Origin of the sequence: Streptomyces sp. NPDC001407 (assembly GCF_042895325.1) — a bacterium.
GTDB lineage: Bacteria > Actinomycetota > Actinomycetes > Streptomycetales > Streptomycetaceae > Streptomyces.
The window spans coordinates 1-17694 of record NZ_JBIAWF010000015.1; the positions used below are offsets into that span (position 1 = coordinate 1).

General features: G+C 74.2%; 15 protein-coding genes and 1 other RNA gene. 8 read left to right on the forward strand and 8 right to left on the reverse strand.

Translation table 11 applies throughout. From position 1 onward, the window contains the following. The first annotated feature begins 98 nt into the window (after window positions 1-98). On the forward strand, window positions 99-515 hold the full coding sequence (locus ACFY1P_RS20850; protein ID WP_390751509.1) for a hypothetical protein: 417 nt from the start codon (window positions 99-101) through the stop codon (window positions 513-515). 50 nt (window positions 516-565) lie between these two features. Here ACFY1P_RS20850 and yaaA read toward each other — a convergent pair whose 3' ends face one another. Beyond that, window positions 566-1372 (reverse strand): peroxide stress protein YaaA, encoded by an 807-nt coding sequence (yaaA, locus tag ACFY1P_RS20855; RefSeq protein WP_361530084.1) that lies wholly within the window; start codon window positions 1370-1372, stop codon window positions 566-568. Window positions 1373-1544: 172 nt separating this feature from the next. Between yaaA and ACFY1P_RS20860 the strand changes: the two genes are divergently transcribed. From ACFY1P_RS20860 to ACFY1P_RS20875, 4 genes are all read left to right on the forward strand, one after another. Continuing rightward, a complete protein-coding gene (locus ACFY1P_RS20860; RefSeq protein WP_390751510.1) occupies window positions 1545-3017 on the forward strand; it encodes an RNB domain-containing ribonuclease in 1473 nt (490 codons plus the stop codon). Window positions 3018-3086: 69 nt separating this feature from the next. After that, window positions 3087-3488, forward strand: an RNA gene (rnpB, locus tag ACFY1P_RS20865) — RNase P RNA component class A. Between the two features lie 372 nt (window positions 3489-3860). Beyond that, window positions 3861-4496 (forward strand): bifunctional 4-hydroxy-2-oxoglutarate aldolase/2-dehydro-3-deoxy-phosphogluconate aldolase, encoded by a 636-nt coding sequence (eda, locus tag ACFY1P_RS20870; RefSeq protein WP_390751511.1) that lies wholly within the window; start codon window positions 3861-3863, stop codon window positions 4494-4496. Window positions 4497-4719: 223 nt separating this feature from the next. Beyond that, on the forward strand, window positions 4720-5160 hold the full coding sequence (locus tag ACFY1P_RS20875) for a hypothetical protein (RefSeq protein WP_361530093.1): 441 nt from the start codon (window positions 4720-4722) through the stop codon (window positions 5158-5160). Between the two features lie 36 nt (window positions 5161-5196). Here the strand turns inward: ACFY1P_RS20875 and ACFY1P_RS20880 are convergent, their stop codons facing one another. The 4 genes from ACFY1P_RS20880 to ACFY1P_RS20895 form a co-directional block, all read right to left on the reverse strand. Then, window positions 5197-6378: a bifunctional RNase H/acid phosphatase gene (locus ACFY1P_RS20880; RefSeq protein WP_390751512.1), complete on the reverse strand. Its 1182-nt coding sequence runs from the start codon at window positions 6376-6378 to the stop codon at window positions 5197-5199. Between the two features lie 5 nt (window positions 6379-6383). Further along, window positions 6384-7127: a zinc ribbon domain-containing protein gene (locus tag ACFY1P_RS20885; protein ID WP_390751627.1), complete on the reverse strand. Its 744-nt coding sequence runs from the start codon at window positions 7125-7127 to the stop codon at window positions 6384-6386. A 16-nt stretch (window positions 7128-7143) separates the two neighbouring features. Next, window positions 7144-7983: a Nif3-like dinuclear metal center hexameric protein gene (locus tag ACFY1P_RS20890; RefSeq protein ID WP_390751513.1), complete on the reverse strand. Its 840-nt coding sequence runs from the start codon at window positions 7981-7983 to the stop codon at window positions 7144-7146. A gap of 66 nt (window positions 7984-8049) precedes the next feature. Next, window positions 8050-9087 carry an iron-siderophore ABC transporter substrate-binding protein gene (locus ACFY1P_RS20895; RefSeq protein ID WP_361530102.1) on the reverse strand — a complete coding sequence of 346 codons (1038 nt, stop codon included), beginning with the start codon at window positions 9085-9087 and terminating at the stop codon, window positions 8050-8052. Between the two features lie 322 nt (window positions 9088-9409). On the opposite strand from ACFY1P_RS20895, the gene ACFY1P_RS20900 reads away from it, so the two are divergent. After that, entirely contained in the window at window positions 9410-12076 is a 2667-nt protein-coding gene (locus tag ACFY1P_RS20900; RefSeq protein WP_390751514.1) for a hypothetical protein, read from the forward strand. A gap of 452 nt (window positions 12077-12528) precedes the next feature. On the opposite strand, the gene ACFY1P_RS20905 is transcribed toward ACFY1P_RS20900, so the two are convergent. The 3 genes from ACFY1P_RS20905 to ACFY1P_RS20915 form a co-directional block, all read right to left on the reverse strand. Then, window positions 12529-13470: a 3-oxoacyl-ACP reductase gene (locus tag ACFY1P_RS20905; protein WP_390751515.1), complete on the reverse strand. Its 942-nt coding sequence runs from the start codon at window positions 13468-13470 to the stop codon at window positions 12529-12531. Window positions 13471-13481: 11 nt separating this feature from the next. Then, entirely contained in the window at window positions 13482-14558 is a 1077-nt protein-coding gene (locus tag ACFY1P_RS20910; protein WP_361533400.1) for a Zn-dependent alcohol dehydrogenase, read from the reverse strand. A 185-nt stretch (window positions 14559-14743) separates the two neighbouring features. After that, window positions 14744-15601 (reverse strand): MaoC/PaaZ C-terminal domain-containing protein, encoded by an 858-nt coding sequence (locus ACFY1P_RS20915; protein WP_390751516.1) that lies wholly within the window; start codon window positions 15599-15601, stop codon window positions 14744-14746. Between the two features lie 275 nt (window positions 15602-15876). Here ACFY1P_RS20915 and ACFY1P_RS20920 point away from each other — a divergent pair, with 275 nt between their 5' ends. Together ACFY1P_RS20920 and ACFY1P_RS20925 are read left to right on the forward strand one after the other, a co-directional pair. Then, window positions 15877-17034 (forward strand): sensor histidine kinase, encoded by a 1158-nt coding sequence (locus ACFY1P_RS20920; RefSeq protein WP_390751517.1) that lies wholly within the window; start codon window positions 15877-15879, stop codon window positions 17032-17034. Continuing rightward, window positions 17031-17636, forward strand: coding sequence for a response regulator transcription factor (locus ACFY1P_RS20925; protein WP_361533409.1), 606 nt, complete (start codon window positions 17031-17033; stop codon window positions 17634-17636). The genes ACFY1P_RS20920 and ACFY1P_RS20925 overlap by 4 nt, the downstream gene beginning before the upstream one ends. The last annotated feature ends 58 nt before the right edge of the window (window positions 17637-17694 follow it).

The following is a 17694-nucleotide window of genomic DNA, read 5'->3' on the forward strand; positions in this document are numbered from 1 at the left end:
GAACGGTCTCCGCCATGCCAGCCATACCCAGAGCCCCTGGGCCCTCCGATCTTACGAATGACCAGAGTCAGACCCACACCTGAAAGGTAGGACACGCCATGAACCGCGCATACCGCCTCGCCCTCACCGGAGCCCTCGGCGCCGCCCTCGTCGCGGGCGGCGCGAGTGCCGCCTTCGCCGCCGCGCCGTCCGCCGCGCCGTCCGCCGCGCCGTCCACCTCGCCGTCTGCCGCGATATCCGCGCGGCCCGCGCTGACCGCGCAGGCGAGCACGACCACCGTCAACGCCTGGCAGGAGTTCCGCGTCTCCGGCAAGGCGACCGCCATCAAGGCGGGCACGAAGGTCACCCTCCAGCAGAAGCAGGGCTCCAAGTGGGTCTCGCTCCCCGCCACCGTCGCGGTCGACAAGAGCTCGGCCTACTCGATGCGCGTCAAGCTCGGCATCAAGGGCAAGAACTCCCTCCGCGTCACGGGCGGCCAGGCGACGTCCCCGGAGTTCACGGTCACGGTGCGCTGACCGGCTCCGGCTCCGAAGGCCCCGGGCCCCGCCGGGACCTTCGGCCGTCCCTAGACCTCTGTCACCACGACGTCCAGCGCCCACGGCCGGCCGGCGCGGGCGGGGGCCGTGGACTCCACCGTGTACTCCAGGTCCCGCAGCGCGGTCACCAGCTCCGGCACGTCGGCCGGGGTGATGCCCGCCGTCAGGAGGTCGCGCACAAGGCGGCCCTTGGTCGCCTTGTTGAAGTGGCTCACCACGGACCGCTTCTCGACGCCGTCCACGATCTTCGACTGGAGCACCCGCACGGTCGCGGTACGGCTCGCGACCTCGCCCTTGGGCTTCCACGCCGTGGCGTAGGCCGCCGACCTCAGGTCGAGCACCAGCCCGTCCGCCGCCGCCTCCGCCAGATGGGGCTCCATCGCGCCGCGCCAGTACGCGCCGAGCGCGCCCAGCGCCGGCAGCCGTACGCCCATCGAGCAGCGGTACGACGGGATCGGGTCGCCCACCCGCACCGCGCCCCACAGCCCGGAGAAGACCAGCAGGGACGCCTCCGCGCGGCGGCGCGCCGCCGGGGGCAGCGTGGCCAGGCCCAGCGCGTCGTACAGCACGCCGGTGTAGACCTCACCGGCCGGGCGGGTGCCCGCCGTGCGCAGGCCGGCGTTCTTCGCGATCTCCCCGCGCAGGCCGGGCGAGAGCCCCAGCACCTCGGCGGCCTTGTCCTCGTCGGCCGCGCACAGCTCCACCAGCTCGGCCAGCACGGCCTCGCGGGCTCCGGCCAGCCCCGGCAGCGACAGCGCCCCGAGGTCGAGCGCGGCCCCGGCACCGCCCTCGACGGCCGTGGCCTTCCCCTCGGACGGCGGCAACAGCACGAGCACGGTCGATCTCCTCCAGTGGTTCTTCTTCCGGTACGGCCCCGGGGCAGCCTAAGCGCTCCGCCGGAAGTCCGGCACGTCATCCCCGGGTGGGTCGTGGCCGGTCGCGCCCGCACGACAGTCCCCCGCGCCTCCCGTCGTGCCCCGCGCCCGTGCCCCGCCTACGCTCGATGTCATGCCCCGCCGGCCGATCCACGTGACCGACGCGGACGGCACGCCCCTGCGGGCCGCCCTGCGCGACCTGCGCGCGCGGTCCGGGACGCCCGTGGAGTTCCCGGCCGACGTCCTCGCGGAGGCCGAGCAGGCGGCGGCGCGGCCCCGGCTCCCGGCGCACGACGCCACCGACCTGCCGCTCTTCACCATCGACCCGCCCGACTCGCGCGACCTGGACCAGGCGATGTACCTCGCGCGCCGCGAGGCGGGCGGCTTCCGCGTGCACTACGCCATCGCCGACGTCACCGCCTTCGTCCGCCCCGGCCAGGCCCTCGACGCCGAGGCGCACCGCCGCGTCATGACCCTCTACTACCCGGACCGGCGCGTGCCCCTCCACCCCGACGTACTCGGCGAGGGCGCCGCCAGCCTGCTGCCGGACCACACCCGGCCCGCCCTGCTCTGGCGGCTCGACCTCGACGCGGACGGCCGGGTCGAACGGGCCGACGTGCGCCGCGCCCTCGTCCGCAGCCGGGCCAAGCTCGACTACGCGGCCGTGCAGCAGGCCATCGACTCCGGCGCCGCCGAGGAGCCGCTGTGCCTGCTGCGGGAGGTCGGGCTGCGCCGCGAGGAGCTCGAGCGCGCCCGCGGCGGTATCTCGCTCGACGTCCCCGAGCAGCGGATCGTCCGGCACGGCAACCACTACGCGCTCGAATACCGCGCGCCCCTGCCCGCCGACGGCTGGAACGCCCAGATATCCCTGATGACCGGCATGGCCGCCGCCGAGCTGATGCTCCGCGCCGGCACCGGCATCCTGCGTACCCTCCCGCCCGCGCCCGAGCCCGCCGTCGACCGGCTGCGCCGCGTGGCCCGTGCCCTCGGCGTCAACTGGCCCGAGAACATGCCGTACGCCGTGGTCGTCCGCGCCCTCGACCCCGCCCACACCCAGCACGCCGCCTTCCTCCAGGAGTGCACCGCCCTGCTGCGCGGCGCCGGGTACCGCGTCTTCGACCGCGAGCGGCCGGCCGCCCACCCCGCGCCCACCGACCGGGCCGCCCTCACCCATGCCGCGCTCGCCGCGCCGTACGCCCACTGCACCGCCCCGCTGCGCCGCCTCGTCGACCGCTACACGGGCGAGCTGTGCCTGGCCGCGGCCGCCGGGACCGACCCCCCGGAGTGGGTGCGGGCCGCGCTCGACGCCCTGCCCGGCGAGATGGAGACGGGCGCGCGGCGGGCCGCCCAGGTGGAGCGGGAGTGCGTGGATCTGGTCGAGGCGGCGCTGCTGCGCGACCGGATCGGCCAGGTCTTCGACGCGTACGTCGTCGACGTCGAGGAGGAGCGCCCCACGGCGGGCACCGTCCACCTCTACGAGCCCGCCGTGGTCGGCCATGTCGAGGGCGACCTCGACGGGCCGCCGCTGCTGCTGGGCCACCGGATGCGGGTCCGGGTCATCGAGGCGGACCCGGGCCGGGACAAGGTCTGGTTCGCTCCGGCGTGAGCCGGCCGGGCGCGGGCGGCGAGGTCAAGGGGGCTGCGTCACGCCAGGTAACATGGTCGGCACGGCGGACGAGCCGGCCGGGCGGCCGCGTGGGATCTTCGGATCTCCCGAGGAACGTCCGGGCTCCACACGGCAGGGTGGTGGGTAACGCCCACCCGGGGTGACCCGCGGGACAGTGCCACAGAAAACAGACCGCCGGGGGCCGCGAGGCTTCCGGTAAGGGTGAAACGGTGGTGTAAGAGACCACCAGCGTCCGAGGTGACTCGGACGGCTAGGTAAACCCCACCCGGAGCAAGGTCAAGAGGGGCCGCTTCACGGCGGCCCTGCGCGGACGACCGAGGGCTGCCAGCCCGAGTCCGCGGGTAGACCGCACGAGCCTGCCGGCAACGGCAGGCCTAGATGGATGGCCGCCTCCCCGGCCGCCGCGAGGCGACCGGGAGACAGAACCCGGCGTACAGGCCGACTCGTCCGCCCCTTACCCCGTCTGACCTGCGCAAACAGGTTCCGGCGGGGCTTCTTTTCTGCCCCTGGGGGTTTTCTGGGGGGGGCGGCCGGAGCGCTCGCCCTGACCCGCACGCGCCGCCTGCGGGTCAGGGGTTCCTTCCTGTGCCACGGCAGCTGGAACACCTTTCGCGTATCCATTTGGTCTCCGGAGAGGTCCGGTACACCCAGCGGCCGAACTCGTACACGGATTTCGTCCTGTGGACGGTCGTGGTGGACGACGTCGTTCCAAGCGTGACGGAGCGTGCCGCGTCGCGTGGGTGCACTCACGGCACTGGTGCCGACCGAGTCGCGTTGCGCCCTCCGCAACCACCATTGCACCCCCCACTCCCCCACGGCAGGATGCCCACCGTGACGCCATCCCGTGACGTGCTCAGCCTCGCTCCCGTGCTGCCGGTGGTCGTGCTCGACGATGCCGATGACGCCGTGCCGCTCGCGCGGGCGCTGGTGGCGGGCGGGTTGCGGGCGGTCGAGATCACGTTGCGTACGGGCGGGGCGCTGGAGGCGATACGGGCCGTCGCGGCACAGGTGCCGGAGGCGGTCGTCGGGGCGGGCACCGTGCTGACGCCCGGTCAGGCGGAGGCGGCGACGGCGGCCGGGGCCGGGTTCCTGGTCAGCCCGGGGTGGACGGAGCGGCTGCTGGCTGCGGCGACGGCGGCCGGGGTGCCGTTCCTGCCCGGGGTGTCGACCGCCTCGGAGGTCATGGCGCTGCTGGAGCGCGGCGTACGCGAGATGAAGTTCTTCCCCGCCGAGGCCGCGGGCGGGCCGGCGTTCCTGCGGTCCCTCGCCGGGCCGCTGCCGGCGGCCCGCTTCTGCCCGACGGGCGGCATCGGCCCGGAAACGGCGCGCGAATACCTCGCCCTGCCCAACGTCGGCTGCGTGGGCGGCACGTGGATGCTGCCCGCCGACGCCCTCGCGGACCGGGACTGGGCGCGGGTGACCGAACTCGCCCGCGCCGCCGCCTCCTTGCGCGGCTGACCGAGCGCGCCGCCGGCCCGACGATCACGCAGCGGTCACCTCACCCCACCGATCCGGTGTCGTCCGAAAGGGTCAATCCGAGAAACGCGCCATGGAACGCCATCGAACGCCACACCCCCCGCCGCACCTGCACCGGCACCCGGCCGCGACCCTCAAACCTCCGCCCCCGGACCGGAATTCCCGCGCCTGACCCGCGCTCCTTCCGCGTAGCCTGCTGCTCGCCATGAACGATTTCGTTGACGAGGCCCGCTCGCGAGTCGCACACCTGCTCAGGATGGCCAACACCACGGACGCCCGGATCAGGGCCCGGATCATCGAGTACGCGGACACCACCCCGGAGCCGCCAGTCATGAGCCGCGCCGGGATCGTCACCACCGGCTGCCCGCGCTGTCTGAGGACGGCGTGGCGGCAGCACGACGCGGAGGGCCCGGTGTGGGTCTGCGCGTCGTGCGGCCACGTGGAAGGAGTGATCGTGAAGTGCCCCCACTGCGCTGTCGCCATGACACCGCCACCCATGGGTGCCCCCGACCGCTGGCAGTGCCCGACGTGCCCGCGCGTCGCGGCGACGGGCGAGAGCCCCCAGGACATCGAGGAGCGTGAGCAGCAGCGCCTGGCCGCGCTCGCGGCCCTGAACGAGGCGATAGCGCTGCGCGTCGCGGAGTAGCGGCGCGGGCTCCCGCCGGGCGGCGGGGGCCCGCCGCTACCGCAAGTGCGAGGTGTCGTTCAGCAGGCGTACGGACGCGTTGCCGTCGGCGTAGTAGGCCACCGCCGAGAGGGAGGCCGCGGACAGCTCCATCCGGAACAGCGACTCCGGCGCGGCACCGAGCGCGAGGCGGACGAGGGTCTTGACCGGGGTCACGTGCGTGACCAGCAGGACCGTCCGGCCCGCGTACCGCGCGAGGAGCCTGTCGCGGGTGAGCGCGACCCGGCGGGCGACCGTGGCGAAGCTCTCGCCGCCGCCGGTGGGCGCCGCCTTGGAGGAGGCGAGCCAGGCGTCGAGGTCGGCGGGATGGCGCTCCTTGACCTCGGCGAAGGTCAGGCCCTCCCAGGCACCGAAGGACGCCTCGCGCAAGCCCTCCTCGACCCGCACCTCCAGGCCGAGGCGCGCGGCCACGGCGGCGGCCGTCTCCCGGCAGCGCCGCAGCGGCGAGGTGACGACGGCCTGGACGGTGCCGCGGGCGGCGAGGGCGGCGGCGGTGGCCTCCGCCTGGCGGCGCCCGGCGGGCGAGAGTTCGGGGTCGGCGCCGCCACCGCTGCCGGAGAACCGCTTCTGCGGTGTCAGGGCCGTCTCGCCGTGCCGCAGCAGGACGAAGGTGGTGGGCGTGCCGAGATCGGCGGGTGCCGCCCAGCCGACGGGCGCGGCCTTGGGCTCGGCGAGTGGAGCCTCGGCCGGGAGCGCGGGTATGACGGGTTCCGGGGCCGGCCGCTCGCGGACGGCCGCGGTGGACGCGCCGGGCTCCCACTGCCTGCCGAGCCGCCCGGCGTCCATGGCCTCGTTGGCGAGCCGGTCCGCGTGCTTGTTCTGCTCGCGCGGGATCCACTGATAGGTGACGCGGCCGGCCGGGAGGATCGTCCGGGCCTCGGCCGCCAGCGGCTTCATGTCCGGGTGCTTGATCTTCCAGCGGCCGGACATCTGCTCCACGACGAGCTTGGAGTCCATCCGGACCAGGACGGCGGCCTCCGGGTCGAGGGCCTTCGCCGCCTTGAGTCCGGCGATGAGGCCCTTGTACTCGGCGACGTTGTTGGTGGCCGTGCCGATGTACTCGGCGGCCTCCGCGAGCGCCTCGCCCGTCGCCGGGTCCAGCACGACCGCGCCGTAACCGGCGGGGCCCGGGTTGCCCCGGGACCCTCCGTCGGCCTCGACGACGAAGCGATGCGCCATGGTTGCTACAGGCCCGACTCGGAGGTGCGGACCAGGATGCGGGTGCAGTTCTCGCAGCGGACGACGGCGTCCGCGGCGGCGGCCCGGACCTCGTTGAACGCGGTGATGTCGAGCTCCACGCGGCAGCCCTCGCAGCGGCGCTGGTAAAGGCGGGCCGCGCCGACGCCGCCCTCCTTGACGCGCAGCTTGTCGTAGAGCTTCAGCAGGTCGGCCGGGACGGAACCGGCGACGATCTCGCGCTGCTTGGCGACCGAGGCGGCCTCGGCGTCGATCCCGGCGAAGGCGGCGTCGCGGCGGGCGACGGCGTCGGCGACCTTGGCCTGCACGGACTCCACGCGGCCGGTCAGCTCGGTGACCCGCTCCTGCGCGGACTCACGGCGCTCCATGACCTCGAGGACGACGTCCTCCAGGTCGCCCTGGCGCTTGGCGAGCGAGGCGATCTCGCGCTGGAGGTTCTCCAGGTCCTTGGCGGACATGCCGACGCCGGTGTCCAGGCGCTGCTGGTCACGGGCGGCGCGCTGGCGCACCTGGTCGACGTCCGACTCCGCCTTGGACTGCTCGCGGGCGGTGTCGCTCTCCTCGGTCTGCGCGGCGACGAGGAGGTCGCGGTGCTGGGTGAGGTCGGCCTCCAGGGAGGCGATCTCGGCGTGCTCGGGCAGGTTCTTGCGCTTGTGGGCGAGCTGTCCGAGGCGGGTGTCCAGGTCCTGGAGATCGAGAAGGCGGATCTGGTCGGCGGGCGCGGCGTTCAGTTGGGGGCTCCTGTGGTTACTTGTGCGGGAAGGAGGACGCCGCGTGGGCGGTCCAGGGGTCGGTGACCGTACGGGAGACGTGGGTGCGCAGGCCCCACCCGTGGCGGTCGGAGATCTCGTCGAGCTGGGCGGCCGCCTGCTCGGTCCAGGGCCATTCGGTGGCCCAGTGCGCGGCGTCGACCAGGGCGAGCGGGCTGTGCTGCTGGGCCTCGGACGCGGGGTGGTGGCGCAGGTCGGCGGTGACGTAGGCGTCCACGCCCGCGGCCCGCACCTCGTCGAAGAGCGAGTCGCCCGAGCCGCCGCAGACGGCGACCGTGCGGATCGTACGGTCCGGGTCGCCCGCGACGCGGACGCCCTGCGCGGTGGAGGGCAGCCGCCGGGCGGCGCGCTCGGCGAACTCGGCGAGCTTCACCGGCGGGTCGACCGCGCAGATCCGGCCGAGGCCGCGGCGGCCCCCGGGGTCGGTGGGGTCGGGCACCAGCGGACCGGTGACGCGCAGGTCGAGCGCGCCGGCGAGGGCGTCGGAGACGCCGGGGTCGGCGCGGTCGGCGTTGGTGTGCGCGACGTGCAGGGCGATGTCGTGCTTGATGAGGGTGTGCACGACGCGGCCCTTGAAGGTGGAGGCCGCGACCGTGGTCGTCCCCCGCAGATAGAGCGGGTGGTGGGTGACCAGCAGGTCGGCGCCGAGCTTCACGGCCTCGTCGACGACCTCCTGCACGGGGTCGACGGCGAAGAGGACGCGGCCGACGGTGGCCTGGGGGTCGCCGCAGACGGTGCCGACGGCGTCCCACTGCTCGGCCCGCTCCGGGGGCCACAGGGCGTCGAGGGCGGCGATGACTTCAGACAGTGCGGGCACGGGGGAAAGGCTACCTGTCCGACGTGCCCGCACGGCCATCGCGCGGGGGCGACCGCTTAAGGGCGGTCACTTCACCAGGAAGCCACGAAGATCATCCAGAACGCTGTTCGCGGCGGTGACGCCCAGGCCGAGGTACCAGGTCTCGTCCTTGACGTCCTTGGCGTGCCCGTCCTTGACCGCCTTCAGGTTCTTCCACAGGGGGTTGTCCTGGGCGCTGTCGCGCTTGGTCTTGTCGGGGTCGCCGTAGACGCCGGTGAAGATCCAGTCGGCGTCCGCCTGGTCGATGTTCTCCGGGCTGATCTGCTCGGCGAGCTTGTCGCCCTGCTGGTTCTTCGGGCGCGGCAGGCCGGCGTCCTTGAGGACGGTGCCGATGAAGGACTGGCCGGCGTAGAGGCGGGTGAACTGCGGCATGTAGCGCAGCATGGTGATCGTCGGCTTCTTCTCGCCGACGTCCTCGCCGAGCTTCCTGGCCTTGGCCTCGTAGGCGTCGAGGTTCTTCTTCGCCTCGGCGGTCCGGTCCAGGGCGGCGGCGTTGAGGAGGTAGTTCTCCTTCCAGGTGAAGCCCGGGCGGACGGAGAACACGGTCGGCGCGATCTTCGAGAGGTTCTTGTAGCTCTTCTCCGCGCGCAGCTTGCTGCCGAGGATCAGGTCGGGGTGGAGGTCGTTGATGGCCTCCAGGTTCAGATTGTTGATGGTGCCGACGCTCTTGGGCTCCCCGGCGTCCTTCTTGAGGTAGTCGGGGATGCCCTGGCTGCCCTCGGTGGGCGCCCAGCCGACCGGCTTCAGGCCGAGCGAGACGACGTTGTCGAGCTCGCCCACGTCGAGGACGACGACGCGCTTGGGCCGCTCCTTGATCTCCGTGGTGCCCAGCGCGTGGGTGACCGTGCGCGGGAACTCGCCGGGCGCGGCGTCCGTGCCCATCTTCTTCGTCTGCTCGCCCGCCTTGCCGAAGTCCTTGCCGCCCTCGGCCACGGCCTTGGAGCCGTTGCCGCCGTCCTTGCCCGCCGTGTCCTTGCCGCCGCCGGAGGAGCCGCAGGCCGCGAGGGAGAGCGCGGCGGCCATGGAGAGGGCGACGGCGGCGGTGCCGCGGCGGCGAAGGGACATCTCGTGCTCCAGGAGTGAGGGGTGCGTGCGGGGTGCGAACGGCGTGCGGAGGCATGCCCGTCGTGCGGCCGTCAAGAGGGCGAGTCGAGCCACCGCCCAGCCACTTAGGTACGCCTTACCTTAATCGGACGGTGTCGCACGAAGCACACCCACCCCCCATCGCTCAGGCGAATCGGACATCCGCCACCCTTACGCGTGAAGCGGACCCGCTCTCATTGTTCGGCAGGTAGTGCGATAACTACGTTCAGTGCCGGAGGTGACGTTTCTCATGACGGTCTGTGCCCCCCAGAGCACTCCACAGAGCACCCCACGGAGTGCGTCGATGGACATGAGACGCGCGGCATTCACGGTCACAGCGGACGGTTCGTACGCCGCGCGGCTGGCCCTCGACGGCGGGACGGGTGGCTGGTTTCCGGAGCGCTGGACGCTCGACGGCCCCGAACCGTACGCCGTGCCGCTGCCCGGCACCCAGCCCGAGGAGCCCGACAGCGATGTGCTGCCGCTCTCCGACGGGCGGGTCCTGATCCGGCGCAAGGTGGCCGAGCGGCACACGGTCTCGCTGCTCTACCCCACCGGCCCCGGCACCGGAGAGCTCCAGGTCGGAGCGGTGGAGTGCGAGCGGCTCTCCCTGCTGCCCCCGGCGCCCGGCGGCACCGCGGCGTACGGCCTGGTGCACCACGAGCGGTCCACCGCGCTGTGGCTGCTGCACGGCGGCGCGTTCGGGCCCGAGCGGATCGCCGAGGTGGGGGGCCGCTGCTCGGGCGGTGCCTGGCTCGACCGTACGGGCCGGCTGCTCGCCCTCGACCGCGAGCTCGACGGGCGCACGAAGACGGTGATCGTCGACCTCGGGCGCGGTGGCGTGATCAGTCCCCTGCTCCAGATCACCGAGGAGAGCCAGGACCGGCTGCTGCTGGCCGACCCGTACAGCGGTCTCCTGCTCGTCCGCTCGGACGCCCCCGGCCACGACCGGCTGGGCTGGGGGGTGCTGGGCTCCGCGCGGCCGGTGCGCTTCCCGGAGTGCCTGCGGCTGCCCAACGCCGTGCTGACCCCCTTCGCCGCGCAGCCCGGCCAGGAGCTGGCGCCCGAGGGGTGCGCCGTGGCGTTCCGCATCGAGGGGCCGACCGGCAGTTGGGTGGGCGTGTGGCGCCCGGCGGCCCGCCGCCTCCAGCAGTTCCCCGCCCCGGCGGGCTGGCTGGTGGGCACGGGCCTGTGGACGGCCGGCGGCGAACTCCGCCTGCCGTACGTGACCCCGTACGTGCGCTGCGGCCTGGCCCGCCTGCGCCTCCCGGACACGGACCGCGACCGGGCGCGCGGCGAGGACCGGGATACGCCCCGCGGCCCCACGGCGGCCCCCACTCCCCCGCCGGCCGCCGAACGCCCCCGCGTGCCGAACCCGCCTCCGCAGGACCCGACACGTCCTGGCCTGTCGCCCACCGACCAGGCCCACGTACCGAACCCCATGCCCCCGCTCGGGGAACCAGCCCCGCCCGCCGACCGGGCCCGCGTGCCGAGCCCCATGCCCGATCGGCCGGAGGGCCCGGCCCCCGCCGCCCCGTCGCCCTCGGACCGAGGCCCCCACCCGGCAGGCCCGTCCGCCCGGCACATCGCTCCGGACGCGATCCGGACCCCAGCCCCGGCGGGAGAACCGGCGGCTCTCCGGGACCCGGCGAGCCCGACCACCTCCGCGCCCCGCCGCCTCCCTCCCGACCCGACGCCGCTGGGGGCACCGATGCCCCTCAACCCGCCGGCCACCGACAGGGCCCCCACGCCCCCCGATCCACAGGGACCACAGACGCCCCTCCGGATCCCCGGCAACGACCCGGCGAGCCCAACCACCTCCGCGCCCCGCCACCTCCCTCCCGACCCGACGCCGCCGAGGGCTCCAGCACCCCTCAACCCTCCGGTTACCGACCGGGCCCACGTACCGAACACCACGTCCCCGACCCGGCCCCCCGATCCGCAGGGACCGCAGACGCCCCTCCGGATGCCCGGCAACGGCAACGCCCCGGCAAGCCCGGCCACCCCCGCGCCCCGCCCTCTCCCTCCCGACCCGACGCCCCTGAGGGCACCGACACCCCTCAGCCCGCCGACCACCGATCAGGCCCCCACGCCCCCGGACCCGCAGGGGCAACCGGCGCCTTTCCAGTCCCCGGCCGGCCCGTCCGCGCCCGTCCCTCCGGTCTCTCCGGACCCGATGAACCAGCTGGGCGCACCCGCCCCCGGCCAGGCCCGGCCGGTGAGTCCCGCCCCCGCGCCCCGGCCCCTCCTGCTGGATCCTGGCCCGGACCCGCTCGGGCAGCCGGAACCCGACGTCTCCGGTCGGTCCCGGAGCATGCCCGCCGAACCGACGGGGCCGTCCGCCTCCACCGCGGTGGGGCAACCCGCGCAGTCCGATCCGGTCCGGCCCCCGGCCGCCGGCCCAGCGGGCCCCTTCGCTTCCGCCAACTCCCAGGGCACGCGCCCCGACCCGCTGAGCGCGCCGGTCCCCCACCCGGCGGACCCGGTCCGTGCCTCGGCCTCCACCCCGTCGGGGCAATCGGAGTTCAACGCACCGGGCGCGCGCCCCCCGGCCCCGGAGGCCGGGCGGATCGTCGGTACCTACCCCGGCGTCCCGGCCGCCCGCAGCGTGCTCCGGGATCTGACCGAGCCCTCCCCCGGGCCGGCCCCGGCGCGGAGGCCGCTCGCCGCGCCGGATCCCGTGCGGGCCGCCGCCTGCGACACGGCGGCCCAAGGACTGACCCCCGTGCCCCCGCAGGCCCTGGCGCCCGTCCCCGTGCAGGGGCCCGTGCTCGGGCCGCCGCCGCAGCGGGTGGAGCCCGACCTGTGGACCGCGGTGCCGCCGTCCACGTATCCGGGCCGTCCGCCGGCGGCGATGCCGGAAGCCTGGTCGGCGGCCGCGCGCCCCGCCCCGGCCGCGCGGGGGTACGAGTGCCCCTCCCGGCCCGTGCCCCTGCAACAGGCGCCGCTCGGGCGGAATCCCCATCCCTGAGAGGCGCGACTCGCCGACGGACCGGGTGGCTAGGCGATCAAGGTCCCGTTAGTATCGGGCGGGGGCTGCGCAGCTGTACCGAACGGACACCACGGGCACCGGAGTGGACCGGACGGTCGTGCGCGGAAAGCGTGTTGACTTCCGTCGACGCCGTGCGCCACTGCCATGGCCCCCGAGCGCAGAGCACGCAAACCCCATCCGACGGAGTGACTTTCCCCATGCCCGACGCCCGAACCGACACGACCGAAGCGCGCCCCCTCGAGGCCGCCCAGGCCGCAGCCGCCGGCTCCGGCAGGCACCGTGGCCCGGCCTCACCGCAAGACGCCAACGCTCCCGCGCACGGCAAGCACCGCAGAACCGACAGGTAGCAGACCCTGTAGGCCGCTGCGGGCCGGACGGGCCGGAGGCCGCTGAGCTCAGCGGCCTCCGGCCCGTCCGGCGTCCGGGCGCCCTCACGACTCCCGCTTCAGGCCCAGAACCTCCTTCGCCGCGAACGTCTCGCCCAGCGGGCGCGTCGCGAAGTACGGGGTGAGCGCGCCCTCCAGCTCCTCCACCCCGAAGATCCCCTCGGCGGCGTCGAACTTCGCCGCGATCCGGGGGCGCTCGACCACCGCGACCATCCCGCCGTGCACCACGAAGACCTGCCCGTTCACCCCGGCGGCCGCCGGTGACGCGAGATAGGCGACGAGCGGTGACACATGCCCGGGGGCGAGCGCGTCCGGTGCGCCCTCCGGCACGCCGATGTCCGCGAAGACGTCCTCCGTCATCCGGGTCCGCGCCCGGGGGCAGATCGCGTTGACCGTCACGCCGTACTTGCGCAGCGCCTCGGCCGTCGAGGTGGTGAGGCCGACGATGCCGCCCTTCGCGGCCGCGTAGTTCGGCTGGCCCGCCGACCCGGCGAGGAACGCCTCCGAGGAGGTGTTGACGATCCGTCCGTAGACCGGGCGGCCGGTCGCCTTCGACCGCTCCCGCCAGTACGCGGCGGCGAACCGCGTGGTGTTGAAGTGCCCCTTGAGGTGCACATGGATCACGGAGTCCCACTCGTCCTCGGTCATCGAGAAGACCATCCGGTCCCGGAGGATGCCCGCGTTGTTGACGAGGATGTCGAGCGAACCGCCGCTGCGGACGGCCAGTTCCACCAGTTCCCGGGCCTGTTGGAAGTCGGCCACGTCACCGGCGTGGGCGGTGGCGAGGCCGCCGGCCGCCCTGATCTCGGCGACGACCTCCTCCGCGGGCCCGGCGGACGCGGCGCCGGTGCCGTCGCGGCCGGGCCGGCCGTGGTCGTTGACGATGACGTGCGCGCCGAGCCGGGCCAGTTCGAGCGCCTCGGCCCGGCCGAGCCCGCGCCCGGCTCCGGTGACGATCGCGGTGCGGCCGGCCAGGGATGTCGCCACGGTGGCCCCCTTCAGATCTCGACGCAGGTGCGCAGCGCCTCGCCCGTGCGCATCTGGTCGATGGCGTCGTTGATGCCGGCGAGCGGGACGCGGTGGGTGATGAGTCCGGCGAGGTCGATCCGCCCGGCGCGCCACAGGGCGATGGCCCGTTCGTAGGAGCGCGCTATGGACCCGCCGCCGTACAGGGAGGGCAGGATCCGCTTCTCGTCGAAGAACAGCTCGAACATGTTGATCTGGAAGTGGTCGTCCATCGCGCCCGCCCCGACGACGCAGAGCGTGCCGCCGCGCCGTGTCGCCCCGTACGCGGCGCGGGCGGTGGTGGACTTGCCGACGACCTCGAAGACGTAGTCGAAGCCCTCGCCGCCGGTGAGTCTGGCGACGGCGTCGTCGAGGGCGTCGGGCGCGACCGCCTCGGTCGCGCCGAAGCGCAGGGCCGCCTCGCGCCGGGACGCGACGGGGTCGACGGCGACGATCCCCGCGGCCCCGCAGACCCGCGCGCCCTGCACGGCGCAGATCCCCACGCCGCCGCAGCCGATGACGGCGACCGACGAACCCGCTTCCACGGCCGCCGTGTTGATGGCGGCGCCGAGGCCGGTGGTGACGCCGCAGCCGATGAGGGCGGCGATGTCGTACGGCAGGTCGTCGGGGATGGGCACAGCGCAGCCCGCGTCGGCCACGATCTCCTCGGCGAACGTGCCGGTGCCCGCGAACCCGAAGACGTCGGCGCCCTCGTGGCGGAAGTTGGGGGTGCCGGAGTTCATGAACCCGGCCAGGCACAGCTGGGACTGTCCGCGCCGGCAAGCCGGACAACTGCCGCACGGCGGCAGCCAGCACACGAGGACGCGGTCACCCACCCGCAGGCCCGTGACGCCGTCGCCGGTCTCGACGACGTCCCCGGCGCCCTCGTGGCCGGGGACGAAGGGGGCGGGCTGCGGCAGGACTCCGGACATGGCGGAGAGGTCCGAGTGACAGAGGCCGGTGGCCCGCATCCGGATCCTCACCTTGCCGGGCCCGAATCCGGTGGGCTCGACGGAGTCGAGGACGTCGAGCTTGTCCTGCCCGGTCTGATGCAGTACGGCTGCGCGCATGTGGGGCTCCCTTCGCGGCTGTTGCGTTGTGGGATCCCGGCCGTGGCCTTCGGCCCGCGGCTCACGGACCACGGTCCGGAAAACCGATCCCGTCCGGCGATCGAGGACAGCGCCGTCAGGCGCTTGCCCGAACGGAGACAGCGACGTCCGCCGGACGCGACAGCGGCGAACCCGTCGGACATGCGCTAGTCATGTCCGACGACCGTCTCCGTCAGCACGGGCGCGTCCTCCCGCTCCACCACCGTCACCAGCGCCTGGATCCGCCCCGGCGCCACGCTCCACGCCCGGACGCGGAGCGTCTCGCCCGGGAAGACGACGCCCGCGAAACGCGTCGCGTAGGAGCGGACGCGGGTGACGTCCCCTCCGAGCAGGGTGTCCACGACCGCCTTGAGGGCGATGCCATAGGTGCACAGGCCGTGCAGGATGGGCCGGTCGAAGCCCGCGAGCGCGGCGAACCCGGGGTCGGCGTGCAGGGGGTTCCAGTCGCCGGAGAGGCGGTAGAGGAGGGCCTGGTCCTCGCGGACGGGGCGCTCGACGGTGACGGACGGGGCGGTCGTCGGGGCGTCGAGCCGTGTGGTCGTGCCGCGTTCACCGCCGAAGCCGCCCTCGCCCTTGACGAAGATCTCGCTCTCGCTCGTCCACAACGGCCCGTCGGCGTCGGCGGCGTCGGAGCGCAGCACGATGACGGCGGCCTTGCCCTTGTCGTGGACGGCTGCGACGCGCGAGGTGTGGGTGGCGGAGCCGCGGACGGGGATGGGCCGGTGCGGTGTGAGGCGCTGTCCGCCGTGCAGGACCCCGGCGAGGTCGATGTCGATGCCGGGCGCGGCGAGGCCGCCGCCGAACGCCATCCCGCCGCCGGCGACGGTCGCGAAGCTGGGGAGGACGTGGAGCCTGCTCTCCAGGGTGTAGCGGAGTTCGGCGGGGTCGGTCGCCGGGGTGCCCGCCCCGATGCCCAGGTGGTAGAGCTGGATGTCCTTGTGGTCCCAGGAGAGTTGGGTGGTACGGGGCTCGGCGGCGACCGCCTGCGCTGCGTCGATGGGCATCGGGGGCGGGCTCCTTCGCGGCGAGGTGGAGACCCCGACCCGGCCGTCCGCACCGCCGTCCGCGCCGGAGTCACTGCCGGTCGGCCCGTGACACGCTCGACGTAGAACGCGTTCTAGCCGATCCGATGGGACCCATGTATAGCCGATCGCCGTGAGGGTGGGAAGGCCACGGACGGGGCGGCCTCCGGCGACGCCGGGCCGTGGGACAAATGTCACGGGCCGTCGCCCACACTTGCATCTGCCCAGGTCAGTGCGGTGTTCCTTAAGGTCGGAGCATGAATGACAGCGCCGGCTTGCCGGCACGCTACAAACCACCGGGGAAATTCGCCTTCCTGCCGTGGCTCTTCATGCTCACCGGCGACGTCCAGGGGCTGTTCCAGGGGCAGACGCCGCTGCCCTGGCTGGGCGGGGCCGGGGTGCTCGCCTTCGCGGTGCTCTACGCCGTGGCGGTCTTCACCAGCCTCGACGAGCGGCGCCGGTACACCCCCACGCCGCACGTCGCGCTCGCCGGACTGGCGGCGGTGACCTACGCGCTGACCATCGGCTACGGCGGCGACTGGCTGCTGTGCTTCCCGCTGCTGTCGCTGGTCAGCGGAATCGTGCTCAGGAACCGCGAGGGCAACGGGCGCCGGCTCGGGGTCGTCGTCCTCACGCTGTCCGGCTCCGCCGGGCTGATCGGCAGCTTCCGCGGCGGCCCGAGCGAGTCGCTGACCATCGGCTACGGCACCATGCTCTCCGGCCTCGTCGCGTCCGCGATCCTCACCCTTTTCGAGACCGTCGCCCAACTGCGGGCCACCCGCGAGGAACTGGCCCGCGGCGCGGTCGAGCAGGAGCGGCTGCGCTTCTCGCGCGACCTGCACGACCTGCTCGGCCACACCATGTCCGTGATCGTGGTCAAGGCGGAGGCCGTACGCCGCCTCGCGCCCCGCGACCTGGACGCGGCGCTCGGCCAGGCCGCCGACATCGAGGCCGTGGGGCGGCAGGCGCTCACCGAGATCCGCGAGGCCGTCACGGGCTACCGCGAGGGCAGCCTCACCACCGAACTCGACCGCGCCCGCTCCCTCCTCGAAGCCTCCGGCATCCAGGCGGAGATCCGCCAGTCCGGCCCCCCGCTGCCGCCGCAGTCCGCGGCGCTGCTCGGCTGGGTGGTGCGCGAGGGCGTCACCAACGTCGTACGGCACAGCGGCGCCGAACGCTGCACCGTCGAGGTGCGCGGCGAGACCGACCAAGTGCGCCTGGAGATCACGGACAACGGGCGCGGCGTAGGCTCGGACGCGGCCGCGAAGAGCTGCGGCACGGGGCTGAAGGGGCTGGCCGAGCGGCTGGCCGTGGCAGGCGGTTCCCTGACGTGCGGACCGGACGGACGGCGGGGGTTCCGCCTCGTCGCAGAACTGCCGGTGGACTCGGAGTCCGAGGAGGACCGCAAGAGATGATCAAGGTGTTGCTCGCCGAGGACCAGGGCATGATGCGGGGCGCGCTCGCGCTGTTGCTCGGGCTGGAGGAGGACATCGAGATCGTCGCCCAGGTCGGCAACGGCGACGAGATCCTGCCGAAGGCGCGTGAGGCGCGGCCCGACATCGCCCTCCTCGACATCGAACTGCCCGGCCGCAGCGGCCTGGACGCCGCCGCGGACCTGCGGTCGGCGCTGCCGGAGTGCCGGGTGCTGATACTCACGACGTTCGGCCGCCCCGGCTACCTGCGCCGGGCGATGGAGGCCGGGGCGTCCGGCTTCCTGGTGAAGGACGGCCCGGTGGAGGACCTCGCGGCGGCGATCCGCAAGGTGCTCGCGGGCGAGCGCGTCATCGACCCCGGCCTGGCCGCGGCCGCCCTCAGCGCGGGCCCGAACCCGCTCACCCAGCGCGAACGCGACGTCCTGGCGGCGGCGGTCGACGGGGCGACGGTGGCGGACATCGCGGCGAAGGTCCACTTGTCGCCGGCGACGGTGCGGAATTATTTGTCGGCGGCGATCGGGAAGACGGCTACTCGCAACCGGATGGAGGCGGTTCGGGCGGCGCGGCAGAATGGGTGGCTGTAGGGGGGCGTTGCCGCCTGCGGCGGGCTTTGTTCCCCAGCCCCGCCCCTTCCCGAACTGG

What these genes read in the sequence shown, in the direction of transcription:
- ACFY1P_RS20850 (WP_390751509.1), top strand. Translation starts at nt 99, where the DNA reads ATGAACCGCGCATACCGCCTCGCCCTCACCGGAGCCCTCGGCGCCGCC.
- ACFY1P_RS20880 (WP_390751512.1), bottom strand. Translation starts at nt 6,378, where the DNA reads ATGGCGCATCGCTTCGTCGTCGAGGCCGACGGAGGGTCCCGGGGCAAC.
- ACFY1P_RS20910 (WP_361533400.1), bottom strand. Translation starts at nt 14,558, where the DNA reads ATGCGCGCAGCCGTACTGCATCAGACCGGGCAGGACAAGCTCGACGTC.
- ACFY1P_RS20915 (WP_390751516.1), bottom strand. Translation starts at nt 15,601, where the DNA reads ATGCCCATCGACGCAGCGCAGGCGGTCGCCGCCGAGCCCCGTACCACC.
- ACFY1P_RS20925 (WP_361533409.1), top strand. Translation starts at nt 17,031, where the DNA reads ATGATCAAGGTGTTGCTCGCCGAGGACCAGGGCATGATGCGGGGCGCG.
- ACFY1P_RS20875 (WP_361530093.1), top strand. Translation starts at nt 4,720, where the DNA reads ATGAACGATTTCGTTGACGAGGCCCGCTCGCGAGTCGCACACCTGCTC.
- eda (WP_390751511.1), top strand. Translation starts at nt 3,861, where the DNA reads ATGCCCACCGTGACGCCATCCCGTGACGTGCTCAGCCTCGCTCCCGTG.
- ACFY1P_RS20900 (WP_390751514.1), top strand. Translation starts at nt 9,410, where the DNA reads ATGGACATGAGACGCGCGGCATTCACGGTCACAGCGGACGGTTCGTAC.
- ACFY1P_RS20920 (WP_390751517.1), top strand. Translation starts at nt 15,877, where the DNA reads ATGAATGACAGCGCCGGCTTGCCGGCACGCTACAAACCACCGGGGAAA.
- ACFY1P_RS20895 (WP_361530102.1), bottom strand. Translation starts at nt 9,087, where the DNA reads ATGTCCCTTCGCCGCCGCGGCACCGCCGCCGTCGCCCTCTCCATGGCC.
- ACFY1P_RS20860 (WP_390751510.1), top strand. Translation starts at nt 1,545, where the DNA reads ATGCCCCGCCGGCCGATCCACGTGACCGACGCGGACGGCACGCCCCTG.